Origin of the sequence: Aeromonas veronii bv. veronii (assembly GCF_000820225.1) — a bacterium.
Lineage (GTDB): Bacteria > Pseudomonadota > Gammaproteobacteria > Enterobacterales > Aeromonadaceae > Aeromonas > Aeromonas veronii.
This window is the reverse complement of record NZ_CDDK01000007.1, coordinates 43,264-56,177: the sequence shown is the minus strand read 5'-3', so window position 1 is coordinate 56,177 and position 12,914 is coordinate 43,264. Positions and strand designations below refer to the sequence as shown.

Annotated in this window: 12 protein-coding genes; 6 read left to right on the top strand and 6 right to left on the bottom strand. The window is 61.2% G+C overall.

All coding sequences use genetic code 11. The features are described from left to right. Window positions 1-126 precede the first annotated feature (126 nt). Window positions 127-648, top strand: a complete 522-nt coding sequence (locus BN1139_RS03320) for a ferredoxin-type protein NapF (protein ID WP_005339657.1) — start codon at window positions 127-129, stop codon at window positions 646-648. A gap of 71 nt (window positions 649-719) precedes the next feature. On the opposite strand, the gene BN1139_RS03315 is transcribed toward BN1139_RS03320, so the two are convergent. The 6 genes from BN1139_RS03315 to aptA all read right to left on the bottom strand — a co-directional run bounded on the left by BN1139_RS03315 (window position 720) and on the right by aptA (window position 7,347). After that, window positions 720-1,172 (bottom strand): Rrf2 family transcriptional regulator, encoded by a 453-nt coding sequence (locus tag BN1139_RS03315; protein ID WP_005339654.1) that lies wholly within the window; start codon window positions 1,170-1,172, stop codon window positions 720-722. A 345-nt stretch (window positions 1,173-1,517) separates the two neighbouring features. Continuing rightward, entirely contained in the window at window positions 1,518-2,357 is an 840-nt protein-coding gene (locus BN1139_RS03310; protein ID WP_005356190.1) for a PfkB family carbohydrate kinase, read from the bottom strand. A 106-nt stretch (window positions 2,358-2,463) separates the two neighbouring features. Next, window positions 2,464-3,435, bottom strand: coding sequence for a LysR substrate-binding domain-containing protein (locus BN1139_RS03305; RefSeq protein ID WP_005356189.1), 972 nt, complete (start codon window positions 3,433-3,435; stop codon window positions 2,464-2,466). Window positions 3,436-3,618: 183 nt separating this feature from the next. Then, window positions 3,619-4,347, bottom strand: coding sequence for a glutamine amidotransferase-related protein (locus tag BN1139_RS03300; RefSeq protein ID WP_005356188.1), 729 nt, complete (start codon window positions 4,345-4,347; stop codon window positions 3,619-3,621). Between the two features lie 83 nt (window positions 4,348-4,430). Continuing rightward, on the bottom strand, window positions 4,431-5,927 hold the full coding sequence (locus tag BN1139_RS03295; RefSeq protein WP_005356187.1) for a CoA-acylating methylmalonate-semialdehyde dehydrogenase: 1,497 nt from the start codon (window positions 5,925-5,927) through the stop codon (window positions 4,431-4,433). Between the two features lie 88 nt (window positions 5,928-6,015). Then, window positions 6,016-7,347 (bottom strand): omega-aminotransferase AptA, encoded by a 1,332-nt coding sequence (gene aptA, locus BN1139_RS03290; protein ID WP_005356180.1) that lies wholly within the window; start codon window positions 7,345-7,347, stop codon window positions 6,016-6,018. 186 nt (window positions 7,348-7,533) lie between these two features. Here aptA and BN1139_RS03285 point away from each other — a divergent pair, with 186 nt between their 5' ends. From BN1139_RS03285 to BN1139_RS03270, 5 genes are all read left to right on the top strand, one after another. Beyond that, window positions 7,534-8,076, top strand: coding sequence for a cupin domain-containing protein (locus BN1139_RS03285; RefSeq protein ID WP_005339643.1), 543 nt, complete (start codon window positions 7,534-7,536; stop codon window positions 8,074-8,076). A 124-nt stretch (window positions 8,077-8,200) separates the two neighbouring features. After that, entirely contained in the window at window positions 8,201-9,697 is a 1,497-nt protein-coding gene (locus BN1139_RS03280) for an aldehyde dehydrogenase (protein ID WP_005356178.1), read from the top strand. A 126-nt stretch (window positions 9,698-9,823) separates the two neighbouring features. Next, window positions 9,824-9,994: a hypothetical protein gene (locus BN1139_RS21620; RefSeq protein ID WP_005341999.1), complete on the top strand. Its 171-nt coding sequence runs from the start codon at window positions 9,824-9,826 to the stop codon at window positions 9,992-9,994. 125 nt (window positions 9,995-10,119) lie between these two features. Then, window positions 10,120-11,016, top strand: a complete 897-nt coding sequence (gene rarD, locus BN1139_RS03275) for an EamA family transporter RarD (RefSeq protein WP_005356175.1) — start codon at window positions 10,120-10,122, stop codon at window positions 11,014-11,016. A gap of 180 nt (window positions 11,017-11,196) precedes the next feature. Continuing rightward, window positions 11,197-12,816 carry a methyl-accepting chemotaxis protein gene (locus BN1139_RS03270; RefSeq protein WP_005356172.1) on the top strand — a complete coding sequence of 540 codons (1,620 nt, stop codon included), beginning with the start codon at window positions 11,197-11,199 and terminating at the stop codon, window positions 12,814-12,816. The last annotated feature ends 98 nt before the right edge of the window (window positions 12,817-12,914 follow it).

Genomic DNA, 12,914 nt, shown 5'->3' with positions numbered 1-12,914 from the left:
CCACGTAAAAAGACCCGCCTAGCTTACACAAGGGCAACTGCGCTTGCGATCCTGACGGCCGCTATTCTCTGGCCTGCTTCCCGAAACTTCGATAAAATTAACCCCTAATAGGTATCAGGGGCGAGCATGACTCACTATTTCCTCCGTTGGCTGACACAAGGTTGGCAAGCTTCGCGCAAGCCCGCCGTGGTTTGCCATGAAGCGCGCCCGCCGTGGGCCATCGAGGAGTCCCAGTACCTCTCCCTCTGCACCCGCTGTGGCGAGTGTTTCAAGGCCTGCCCGCGCGGTCTGCTCAAACCGGCCACCCAAGAGGAGTACGAAGGAAGCCCCATCGCTGGCACTCCGGTGCTAGATCTCGCCTGCGGCCAGTGCAGCTACTGCGGCAGCTGCGCCAGAGCCTGTCCCACCGGCGCCCTCGACCTTCAACTGGGCCGTCAGGTGCAGACCCGGGTGCAGATTGAAGAGAGCTGTCAGGCACGGCAGGGCTTCTACTGCCTGCTCTGTGAAGATGCCTGCCCGCAACAGGCGATCAAGGCCACAGCCGACGGCATCAACGTCAATATGGATGCCTGCAATGGCTGCGGTGCCTGTGGCCTCGCCTGCCTGCACGGCGCCATCACCCTGATCCGCCAGCCAGGCAGTCGCTAAAAACCACCTGCGTACAAAAGCAAAAGGGGCCATCAGGCCCCTTTCACATCTTGTTCGATATCCGCGCCCTGTCAGGCCATGGTCACAATAGTCTCTTGCTCGATACCCAGCAGGTGGCAGAGACGGTTGGGATCGCGCACCGCATCAGCCAGGGTGTACTCACCCAGCACTTCGAGGAAAGCGTTCATGGCGCGGCGCAGAATGCCCTGAATGCGGCAACCACCGGAGAGACGGCAGTTCTCGCGCTTGCAATCGACCGGACAGAGCACATGCTCCATGTCCATCACCACATCCCGCAAATTGATGGAGACTGCAGAGCGACCGAGGCGGATGCCACCGTGCTTGCCGCGTACCGTCTCGATGTACCCCTTGATGCCAAGCTGGTGCACAATTTTGACCACGTGGTTGCGAGAGATGCCGAAGGTATCGGCCACTTCGGTAATGGTCGACAGACGATCCCCCGGCTGAACCGCCAGGAAGGTCAGGGTACGCAGGGCGTAGTCGGTAAATCGTGTCAGTTGCATGGTCGCACTTGCCTCTTACTACAAGCCAGGAATCAGGACGACAACATTGAGCTAAGAGGCAGGAGACAACCGGTTCGCCTCTGTTTGCCCATTGGCTCGCCAGAGTGGGGCCTGTCTCTTAATCTGAGTTGCGGAGTGACAGGTTAAGAGCAGCACAACCGGGTGTCGATGAAGATGCACATAAATCGACACTTTCTTTGATTGATCGCAAACTTGCCGGGTTAGCCCGGCGTTTACCCGATTTATGGCGGGTAAATCTCCCGAACCATCCCCCTCACCAAGCCCCTTCGACCAGCAGCCAGATGGCCTGCGAACCGCCCCTCAATCGACAGTCAAGGAGGTGGTTCAGTGGGGTTGTTTCAGCCAGTTTTTCAGCGCGATCGAGGGGATGGAACTCTCGGAGGCGACGGCAAACGCCCCCCAGTCCACCGCGCACTGTAGCGAATCCTTGATCGCCATACCCCGCGCCAGACCATGGATCAATCCGCCAGCGAAGGCATCCCCTGCCCCCGTGGTATCGACCACAGATACTGGCCGGGCGGCGACCCGGATCTGCTCGTCGCCATGGATGGCCACCGCGCCCTCCTTTCCTTCGGTCAGCACCAGCCATTCGAGCTGCTCCCCCGCCAGCTGGCGGGCATGTTGCCAGGGGTCGCTCACCTCGCCGAGATCGGAGCGGGAGGCCACCAGCACATGACAGGGGCGGCGCGCTTGGCCGCCCTTGGGATACTGGGCCACCACGAAGCTCTTGCCGAGCATCTGGCGCATGTAGCTGATGATAGCGGTGCCGGGATAGTTCACATAGAGGCAGTCGATCCCCTCCAGTGGCAGATCGCCGGGCAGGTCGGGACGCCGCGGGCGGCGCAGTATGGTGCGTTCACCGGTGGAGTCCACCAGGATCAGCAGCTCGCCGGTCTCACCGCCAAAGCGCTCCACATGGCTGCAATCCAGCCCGTAACCGGCCGCCTGCTCCAGCAGCCAGTCGCCGGTCTCGTCCAGCCCGATACGGGAGGCGATGGTCACCTCGTGACCCGCCCATACCAGCCCTATGCCGGTATTGGCGGCGCCACCGCCGAGCCTGCGCCCCTGATCCACATATTGCAGCCGGGCCCCCGCCACCAGCGGTTCGGAGAGGGAGAGCACATGATCACAGTTGAGATTGGCAAGCAGCAGAATGCGGGACATAGAGACCTCGGACGATGGAGATAGCCCAAAAGAGACAGGCTGAACCCCGAGTAGAGCCCAGCCTGACAGAAGAGACAACCGGCAGCGATCGGGAATCCGATCGGGATCAATAGATGGGCAGCTCCACCCCGGCCAGCAGCTCGTCGATGCGCGCCTGACTCGGCTGCTGCATCACACTCTGGATCACCTCCTTAGTGAGGTGGGGCGAGAAGGAGCTGATGAAGTCATACATGTAGTTCTGCAGCAGGATGCTCTTGCTGAAACAGATCTGCGCCGGGCAGGGCTTGAACAGGTGCTCCAGATTGATGGAGACCAGCCCGGGGCTGTCGGTGTCGTTGGCTACCAGCGAGGAGATGATGCCGATGCCAAAGCCCAGCTCCACGTAGCGCTTGATCACCCCGGCATCCATCACCGTCATGTAGTAGCTCGGGGTGAGACCGGCGGCATGGAATACCTCGTCCTGCACCTGTCGGCCAGTGGCACCACTCTCGTAGCTGAGGATCGGGTAGTGGCAGAGCTGCTCCAGGGTCGGCTTCTTCACCTTGGCCAGCGGATGATCCTGCGGCACCACCAGCGAGAGGGTCCAGAGGTAGGCGGGCAGCGCGATCAGCTCCTTGTCGAAGCCAATTTCGTGGGCAACGATAGAAAAATCGGAGTAACCCTTGCTGATCTGCTCCTTGCTCGCCGACATCACCGGATGAAGGTGAAACGAGATCTTGGGGTACTTCTTGGTGAAGTAGGTGACCGACTTGGGCAGCAGGTAGCGGGCGATGGTGTGGGTGGTGTGAATATTGAGGGTGCCCACGGTCGGATCCAGATACTCGCGGGAGATCGCCTTGATCTTGCTCTCTATGTTGAGCATCGCCTCGGCACACTTGATGATCTCCTCACCCACCGGGGTGATGCGGTGCAGGTGTTTGCCACGACGCTCGAAGATCCGCACCCCCAGCTCGCTCTCCAGCAGGCCAATCTGCTTGCTGACCCCCGGCTGACTGGTGAAGAGCGCATCGGAAGCCACGGACACATTGAGGTTGTGGTCCCGGATCGCGATCAAATACTTCAATTGCTGTAGTTTCAAGGCGTCACACTCTCACACTGGTTTGGCTCAGACAGGTTTGGCTCAGGCCGGGACGGCAATCAAGCCAGACAAACAGGCCGCCACATGGGCGGCCAGTGTACCATCCGCTCCCGACATCTCAGCGCTTGATCCTTCATTTTGCTACAAAATCTAGCATCCGAAGGGGTGGCTGACAAACCTGGCTCAGGCCGCACCAGCCCGCAGCGGCAGGATCCCCAGAAACTGCAGCAGCCACTGCATCATGGTCGCCGAATCCACCTCCCCCTCCAACGAGGAGAGGCTGCTCTGGTAGCGCTCGTCGGGCAACAGGTCGCGGCGCCGCTCGATCAGCGCCCGGTTGTACTCCACCGAGAACTCCGGATGCCCCTGAATGGCGACGATGTGATCACCCTGCAAAAACATGAAGTTGGGACAAAAATCGTTGCCCGCCAGTCGGGTCGCCCCCGGCGGCAGCAGGGCCACCTGATCTTGATGGCTGGCCAGAATGCGGATCTGATCCCGCGCTGGCGCCATCCAGGGCTCATCTGCCAGCATGGGATGCACCGACACTCCCAGCCCCCATCCCTTGGTGGACTTCACCACCTCTCCGCCCAGCGCCTGGGCGATCACCTGATGACCGAAGCAGACACCGGCCAGCTTGACGTCGGCATCGTGCGCCTGACGGATCCACGCCCGCAGAGCCTGAATCCAGGGGATATCGCTGTAAGCATCGTGGCGCGAACCTGTGATAAGCCAGGCATCGCACTCGTGCAGATCCTCCGGCAGCTCCCCATCGAGAGCCGACCAAACCCGAAATTCCAGTTCGGGGGCCAGGGCCGCAAAGCCCCTGATAAACATCTCGGAGTAAACGGGGCCAAAACGATCCGCCAGATCGGGATCGAGCCGGTCACAATCGAGAATTCCCAATCGCATCTGTTGTTCCTTTACAGAGTTCGCCCCCGCCAATCAACGACCGGCGGGGGCAAGAGGTTAGGCCATGAGCACGCGCCAGCGCGTCACTTCATGGTCGGCATGGAGAACTCGGCACCACTGCGCAGGCTCTGGGGCCAGCGCGCCGTCACCGTCTTCATCCGGGTATAAAAGCGAACCCCGTCCGGCCCGTGCATGTTGAGCGGCCCGAAGATGGAGCGCTTCCAGCCGCCAAAGCTGTGAAACGCCATCGGCACCGGAATGGGAACGTTCACCCCTACCATACCGACCTGCACCCGCGCCGTGAAGTCCTGTGCGGTGTCGCCGTCGCAGGTAAAGATGGCGGTGCCGTTGCCGTACTCGTGCTCGTTGATGAGCCGCAGCGCCGTCTCGTAGTCCGGCACCCGTACGATGGAGAGCACAGGGCCGAAGATCTCCTCGCGGTAGATACGCATCTCTGGCGTCACCTCGTCAAACAGGCAGCCGCCGATAAAGTAACCCTCGTCGTGGCTCAGCGTACGGCCATCGACCCGCAGCGCGGCCCCTTCGGCCACCCCCTGATCAACGTAGCCGCGCACCTTGGCCAGATGTTCTTTGCTGATGAGCGGCCCCATCTCGTTTTCCGGGCTCTGGCCCAACCCCGGGCCCACCCGCAGTTTTTCCACAAGCGGCGTCAGCTTGGCTACCAGCGCATCGGCGGTCTCATCTCCCACCACCACAGCCACCGAGATGGCCATGCAGCGCTCGCCAGCGGCGCCGTAAGCAGCCCCCATCAGGGCGGAGACCGCCTGATCGAGGTCCGCATCCGGCATCACCACCATGTGGTTCTTGGCGCCGCCCAACGCCTGCACCCGTTTGCCATGGGCCGAGGCGGTGGCATAGATGTACTGGGCGATGGGGGTGGAGCCGACAAACGACACGGCACCGACCCGCGGATCAGTCAGCAGCACATCCACCACCTCCTTGTCACCGTTCACCACGTTGAGCACGCCATCCGGCAGACCGGCCTCCTTGAGCAGCTCGGCCATCCGCAACGAGAGGGAGGGATCCTTCTCGGAGGGCTTGAGAATGAAGGTGTTGCCGCAGGCGATAGCGACCGGGAACATCCAGAGCGGCACCATGGCCGGGAAGTTGAACGGGGTGATACCGGCGCAGACTCCTACCGGCTGCATCATGGAGTAGCTGTCTACCCCGCGACCGACGTTGAGGGAGTGCTCCCCCTTGAGCAGATGGGGAATGCCGCAGGCAAACTCCACCACTTCCAGCCCGCGGGTCAGCTCACCCTGCGCATCGGAGAAGACCTTGCCGTGTTCGCGACTGATGAGCTGGGCGAGCTCGTCCCTGTGCTGCTCCATCAACTCCTTGAAGCGGAAAAAGACCCGGGCCCGCACCAGCGGCGGGGTTTGCGACCAGTCGGCAAAGGCGCGCTCGGCGATGGCGATCGCCTCCTGACACTCGGCGGCGCTGGAAAGCCCCACGCTCCCCTGTTGCTTGCCACAGGCGGGATTGAAGATGGCCCCTTGCCGCTCGCTGCGACTCTCCTGCGGTTGGCCGTTGATGAAGTTGCTGACCCTGTATGTCATGTATCCTCCGTGATGAATATCGTGGTAGCACAGCGCTCGTCAAAACGAGGCTACGCAAGGCCCCGCCAGAGCGGGGCCACCAAATGGGTTAGGGTTGAGCCTGCAGGGCATCCTGCAGCAGGGTGAAGAGATCGTCGATCTGGCTGCGCTCGATGATGAGGGGTGGCGACAGGGCGATGATGTCGCCGGTCACCCGGATCAGCGCCCCCTTCTCGAAGCAGCGGACAAACACCTCATAGGCGCGTTTGCCCGGCGCATCCGGCACGGATTCCAGCTCGATGCCCGCCACCAGTCCATAATTGCGCACATCCTTCACATGCTTGCAGCCCTTCAGCGAATGGGCCGCCTCCTCCCAGTAGCCAGCCAGATCGGCGGCGCGGCTGAGCAGGTTCTCGTTGCGATAGATCTCGAGGGTCGCGAGCCCGGCGGCAGCAGCCACCGGATGGCCGGAGTAGGTATAGCCGTGGAACAGCTCGATGGCCCCCTTGCCTGCCGCCATCATGTCGTCATAAATGTGCTTCTGCACCAGCACAGCCCCCATGGGGATGGCGCCGTTGGTGAGCCCCTTGGCGCAGGTGATCATGTCAGGGATGACATCGAACTCCTGTGCGGCGAAGGGGGAGCCAAGGCGACCGAAACCGGTGATCACCTCGTCAAAAATCAGCAAGATGCCGTGCTTGGTACAGATCTCACGCAGCCGCTTGAGGTAGCCTTTGGGGGGCATCAGCACGCCGGTACTGCCGGCGATGGGCTCGACGATCACCGCCGCAATATTGCTGGCATCGTGCAGGAAGACGATCTTCTCCAGCTCGTCGGCCAGCGCCACATCCTCCTCGGGCAGCCCTTTGGTGAAGGCGTTCTTGGCGATATTGAGGGTATGGGGCAGATGATCCACCCCGGTCAGCAGGGAGCCGAACCACTTGCGGTTACCGGGAATGCCCCCCACCGAGATGCCGCCAAAGCCGACCCCGTGATAGCCACGCTCGCGGCCAATCAGCCGGGTGCGGGTGCCCTGACCGCGAGTCCGCTGCCAGGCCAGCGCGATTTTGAGCGCGGTATCGACCGACTCGGAACCGGAGTTGGTGTAGAAAACGTGGCCAAACCCCTTGGGAGCGATCTCCACCAGCTTGTTGGCCAGCTCGAACGGCAGGGGGTGGCCCATCTGGAATGTGGGGGCGAAATCGAGGTGGGAAATCTGCTGGGAGACCGCCTCGGCAATCTCGCGCCGACCATGGCCCGCGTTGCAACACCAGAGTCCGGCTGTGCCATCCAGTATCTTGCGGCCATCCTCTGAGTGATAATACATCCCCTCTGCCGACTTCAGGATACGCGGCGCCGCCTTGAACTGCTGGTTGGCGGTGAACGGCATCCAGAAGGCGGACATGTCGGAGGGCGTATTGATGTCGCTGATCGGTTTCATGGTCACCTCATCCTTAAGGTGTTTAGCAACTGTCGGCCAATGCCTATTAAATTAAACACCTGAATCCATAAAAAAGGGCCCGTTATCGCCCTGTCTGGTGCCACCCCTAGCTAGACGCATCAGCAGGGTGGTATAAGATATTTAACACAATTTTAATAATAGTAAACAGTCAAGGAGTGTCTATAGATGGATATCGGTCACCGCCTCAAGGCGGTTCGCACCAAGGCAGCCCTCTCCCAGCGCGAGCTGGCCAAGCGCTCCGGTGTGACCAACGGATTTATCTCCCAGATCGAGAAAAATCAGGTGAGCCCCTCTGTCGCCTCCCTGCGCAAGGTGCTGGAAGGGATCCCCATGTCGCTGGCCAGCTTCTTCACCGAAGAGACCGAAATGGGCACCGAAGTGATCTTCCGCGCCGCCGATATGCCGGATCTCGGCACCCATCCCATCAGCTACCGGCTGGTCGGGCACAGCCGCGCCAACCGCGCCATCGGCATGTTGCAGGAGGTGCTGCCACCTGGCGCCGACACCGGCGACGACATGCTGAGCCACGAGGGTGAAGAGTGCGGCATCGTCATCAAGGGCGAGGTTGAAGTGACCGTGGGCGAGCAGATCTACCTGCTGGGCGCCGGGGATGGCTACTACTTCGACAGCCGCACCCCCCACCGTTTTCGCAATAGTGGCGAACAGGAGTGCGTGCTGATCTCGGCCAACACCCCCGCCAGTTTCTGACATTCAGACGCGCATCGGCAGGGGAGCAATGTTTAATGAATTGTTACAAGGTGGATTTACAAGCGGCAGGATGTTTAGCATATTGATACGCGGAAACTGACTTTTGCCGGTTCAAGGAGTGAACATGAGTGACCTGACCCTGGCCCAGTGGCAACACAAGGCCGCCCATCTGACCCTGCCCTCGCAAGCCTTTATCAACGGCAGCTATCGGGATGCCGTCAATGGCGCCACCTTCGATTGCATCAACCCGGCCAACGGCAAGCTGCTGACCAAGGTGGCTGCCTGCGATGCCGCCGATGCCGAACTGGCGGTGCAGGCCGCCCGTGCCGCTTTCGAGGACAAACGCTGGTGCGGCCTGCCGCCGAAACAGCGCAAGCAGATCATGCAGCGCTTCGCCGAGCTGATGCGCCTCAACAAGGTGGAGCTGGCGCTGCTGGAGTCGCTGGATATGGGCAAACCCATCGGCGATGCCATGGGCTATGACGCTCCCGCCGCCGCCAACTGCATCGCCTGGAACGCCGAAGCGATCGACAAGATCTACGACCAGGTCGCCCCGGTCGAGGAGTCAGCACTGGCGCTGGTGACCCGCGAAGCGCTCGGGGTGGTTGCCGCCATAGTACCGTGGAACTTCCCGCTGGTGATGGCCTGCTGGAAGCTGGGCCCGGCGCTCGCTACCGGCAACTCGGTCATTCTCAAGCCTTCCGAGAAATCCCCCCTGACCGCCCTGCGTATCGCAGGTTTGGCCAAGGAGGCGGGTATTCCGGACGGCGTGTTCAACGTGCTGCCGGGCTTTGGCCACACCGTGGGCGAGGCGCTGGCCATGCATATGGACGTGGACTGCATCACCTTCACCGGCTCCACCAAAATCGGTAAACATCTGGTGGAGTGCTCCGGCAAGTCCAACCTCAAGCGCGCCTTTATGGAGTGCGGCGGCAAGAGCCCCAACATCATACTGGCCGACGCACCGGATCTGGACGCAGCGGCCAAGAGCGCCGCTGGCGCCATCTTCTACAACCAGGGCGAGGTGTGCACCGCCGCCTCTCGCCTACTGGTGCAAAACAGCATCAAACCGCAATTTATGGAGCGACTGCTGGCCCATGCCCGCGAGTGGATCTCGAGCAACCCGCTCGACCCTGCGACCCGTATCGGCGCCATGGTGGATCACATCCAGATGGAGCTGGTGCTGCGCTATATCGAAATTGGCAAGCAGGAGGGGGCCAAACTGCTGCTGGGCGGCAACCGCACCAACATGGAGAGTGGCGGCTTCTATATCGAACCCACCATCTTCGACGATGTGACCCCGCAGATGCGTATCTTCCGCGAGGAGATCTTCGGCCCGGTGCTGGCGGTGACCGGCTTCGATACCCTGGAAGAGGCCATTGCGCTGGGCAATGACACCGACTACGGCCTGGCCGCGGCGATCTGGACGGCGGATCTCAACAAGGCGGTGAAGGGCTCCCGCGCCCTGCGCGCAGGCACCGTGTTCGTCAACAACTGGGACGGTGGTGACATGACCATGCCATTTGGCGGCTTCAAACAGTCCGGTAACGGTCGCGACAAGTCACTTCATGCGCTGGAGAAGTACACCGAGCTGAAAAGCACCTGGATTCAGCTGGAATAACACGACAAAGCAGCAGTATCGGATCAAAAAGGGGGAGAAATCCCCCTTTTGCATTTTTGGCCTTCCATCACCGGGCTCAATCCTTATAATGATAAAAAAGCCAACATGTTAAATATAAAGACAAAAATGCTATTTTTTCTGGGAAGCGTACTTTTTCTGGTGATCGGTTTGCCCCTGCTGTTCTTCGTGCTGGGGCACGGCGAGGCCTACGTGACCTGGGGCCCCTGGATCTCCGCCATCGCCCTGATGTTGTGGCTGTTGATGGACGTCGACAAGATCCGCCGCGGTAAAGGCTGACCGGCCAGTCCCCCTCCCCCTTTCCCTCAAACTTCGTTTATTCGCTTCTTTCCCCGCAAAAGGATCGCTACACTGATTTTTTGCGATGTTTTCCCGCATCCAAAGCTTCAGTAAAGGTCATTCGCATGCCGCAACAGATCCAGCGTCAGGGCGTCATCTACGCCCTGTGCGCCTATACCCTTTGGGGCATAGCCCCCATCTATTTCAAGACCATCTCTGCCGTTCCGGCCGCCGAGATCCTGACCCACCGGATGATCTGGTCCTGCGTGCTGCTGATGGTACTCACCCTGGCAGGCCGTCAGTGGCACAAAGTGCAGGCGGTGCTGCGCCAGCCAAAAGTGTTGCTCACCCTGGCGTTTACCTCGGTCACCGTTGGCGGCAACTGGCTGCTGTTTATCTGGGCCATCAACAACGGCCATATGCTGGATGCCAGCCTCGGCTACTACATCAACCCGCTGTTCAACGTACTGTTGGGAATGGTGTTTCTGAGCGAGAAACTGCGCCGCCTGCAGTGGTGGGCGGTGGCGCTGGCCTTTGCCGGCGTAGCCATCCAGCTTATCGCCTTTGGCTCCTTGCCCTGGATTGCGCTGGTGCTGGCGTCGAGCTTTGCCATCTATGGGCTGGTGCGCAAAAAACTGGCCCTCGATGCCCTCACCGGTCTGCTGATCGAAACCATGATCATGCTGCCGCCAGCAGCCATCTATCTGTGGGGCTTTGCCGATAGTCCCACCAGCCATCTCACCCAGAACGACTGGCACCTCAACCTGCTGCTGATCGCCGCAGGCGCCGTCACCACGGCCCCCCTGCTCTGCTTCACCGCCGCCGCGACCAGGCTCAAGCTCTCCACCCTGGGCTTCTTCCAGTACATAGGCCCCAGCCTGATGTTCATCCTCGCGGTCACCCTCTATGGGGAAGCGCTGGCGATGGACAAACTGCTCACCTTTGCCTGCATCTGGAGTGCGCTGGTGCTGTTCAGTCTGGATGGGCTGCGCAGCGGCAAAGCCGCGCCAAGCCGAACCTGACACCGACTCACCACCATCGACCCCGGCTCATCAGCCGGGGTTCTTTTTCGTGCCACCAGTGACCTTCAGACTGCGACTTCCCCTTCTCCAGAGCCGACTCGCCATCAACAGACCACATCCGAGTCTCACTATCCCGCCAGAGAGCTATGCTATCCATGAACGGAGCCGAATGGAGGCAACATGCTCAAGCACATTCACGACAGATCCCTGCTTTTTGGTCAGATTCTGGGGATCATGGTCATTATCACGCTGATCTCCATCAGCTTTTTCGGGCTTTATTCGGTCCGGAGCGCAGCCGATCAGATGGGACAGGGGAAGGATGTGGTAGCCGATATTCTGCCGCCGCCCCTCTACCTCATCGAATCCCAGTTGCAGGTCTACACCCTGCTCCATGCCAAACCGGAGGAGCGGGAGCCCCTGCTGCAAACCCTCGCCCGACTGCAGCAAGAGTTCGAGAGCCGTAACCGTTTCTGGCAAGAGAGCAGCCTGAACGAGCCCCTCAGGGTGCTGCTGCTGGGGGAGCAAAAAGTGCAGGGGGAACTGTTCTGGCAGTTGCTCAACGACAAGTTTGTCCCCGCCATCAAGGCGGGGGATCTGGCGCAGGCGGGCGCGATTGCGGCACGCCTGCACACCCTCTATAACGCCCACCGGCTAGGGGTGGCCACCACCGTCATCCGCGGCAACCAGTATGCCGCCGAGCAGATGGCCCATCTCGCCAACACCACCCGACTCTGTTACGCCCTGCTGTTGTGCGCTGCGCTGCTGGGGGCAGGGCTCATCTTCTGGCTGGGACGCCCCACCCAACAGCGACTGCTGGCCGCTGGCAAGGCCACCGCCGCCATCGCCGAAGGGGAGTTGAACCGCCCCATGCCGGAGCCGGGGCTTGATGCCATCGGCGAGCTGATCCGCCAGATCGGGGCCATGCGTGACCAGCTGGCAACCCTGGTGGAGTCCCTGCAGCGCAGCGCCAGTACGCTGGATGATCGCGCCACCAGCCTGACCGCCATGGCACAACGGCACACCGATGACAGTCAGGCTCAGGTCGGGGCGGCCCACCATATCGAACAGGCCATCGAACAGCTCACCCACTCCATTGAACAGGCGGGTAGCCAGCTGCATCAGGTGGGGGAGCAAACCCTGCAGTCAGCAGAGCGGGCACAAGAGGCGACACTCGCCATCCACACAGTGGAACAGGTGATCGGGGAACAAGTCACGGGCGTGAAGCAGGTCTCCCATACCATTTCGGATCTGGCTGGCCTCTCGCAGCAGATTGCCGGGCTGGCGGGCGCCATTCACGATATTGCGGATCAGACCAATCTGCTGGCGCTGAACGCCGCCATTGAAGCGGCGCGGGCAGGTGAACAGGGACGCGGTTTTGCCGTGGTAGCTGATGAAGTACGCTCGCTGGCGACCCGCACCGGCAGCGCCACCACCGAGATCAACACCATCATCGGCAAGATCCAGGATGTCAGCCTGCGCGCCGCCAGCGAGATGGATACCGAGCTGGCCCGGGTCGAACAGGCGGTCACTCACACGATGACAGCGCGCCAGAGCGTCGCCCGGATCGCGCAGAGCTGCGAGGAGATCAATCAGCGCATCGCTCAGGTCGATCAGTTGATGAGCGATGAGACCCGGCTGGTGCAAGGGATCCACCATCAGGTCGGGGAGATGTCGCGGTTGGCGGCCGAGGCCAACCAGAGCGCCAGTCAGGCCGCCGAAGAGGCGACCATGGTCGCCCAGCACGCCCGCATCCTGAGCAGACAGACTCACCACTTCCATCTCGACACCACCCGCCATTGATCCCCAGCGCTGACGGGAGTCAGCGCTCCCCTTTTTCTCTGCACTGGTTAAATGGGTAGCATTAGACTCCATGAGGGAATAGGATCCGCCCCTCTAAA

Coding starts and splice junctions, on each gene's coding strand:
- BN1139_RS03300 (WP_005356188.1), bottom strand. CDS start 4,347: ATGCGATTGGGAATTCTCGATTGTGACCGGCTCGATCCCGATCTGGCG.
- rarD (WP_005356175.1), top strand. CDS start 10,120: ATGCCGCAACAGATCCAGCGTCAGGGCGTCATCTACGCCCTGTGCGCC.
- aptA (WP_005356180.1), bottom strand. CDS start 7,347: ATGAAACCGATCAGCGACATCAATACGCCCTCCGACATGTCCGCCTTC.
- BN1139_RS03310 (WP_005356190.1), bottom strand. CDS start 2,357: ATGTCCCGCATTCTGCTGCTTGCCAATCTCAACTGTGATCATGTGCTC.
- BN1139_RS03280 (WP_005356178.1), top strand. CDS start 8,201: ATGAGTGACCTGACCCTGGCCCAGTGGCAACACAAGGCCGCCCATCTG.
- BN1139_RS03270 (WP_005356172.1), top strand. CDS start 11,197: ATGCTCAAGCACATTCACGACAGATCCCTGCTTTTTGGTCAGATTCTG.
- BN1139_RS03285 (WP_005339643.1), top strand. CDS start 7,534: ATGGATATCGGTCACCGCCTCAAGGCGGTTCGCACCAAGGCAGCCCTC.
- BN1139_RS03295 (WP_005356187.1), bottom strand. CDS start 5,927: ATGACATACAGGGTCAGCAACTTCATCAACGGCCAACCGCAGGAGAGT.
- BN1139_RS03320 (WP_005339657.1), top strand. CDS start 127: ATGACTCACTATTTCCTCCGTTGGCTGACACAAGGTTGGCAAGCTTCG.
- BN1139_RS03315 (WP_005339654.1), bottom strand. CDS start 1,172: ATGCAACTGACACGATTTACCGACTACGCCCTGCGTACCCTGACCTTC.
- BN1139_RS21620 (WP_005341999.1), top strand. CDS start 9,824: ATGCTATTTTTTCTGGGAAGCGTACTTTTTCTGGTGATCGGTTTGCCC.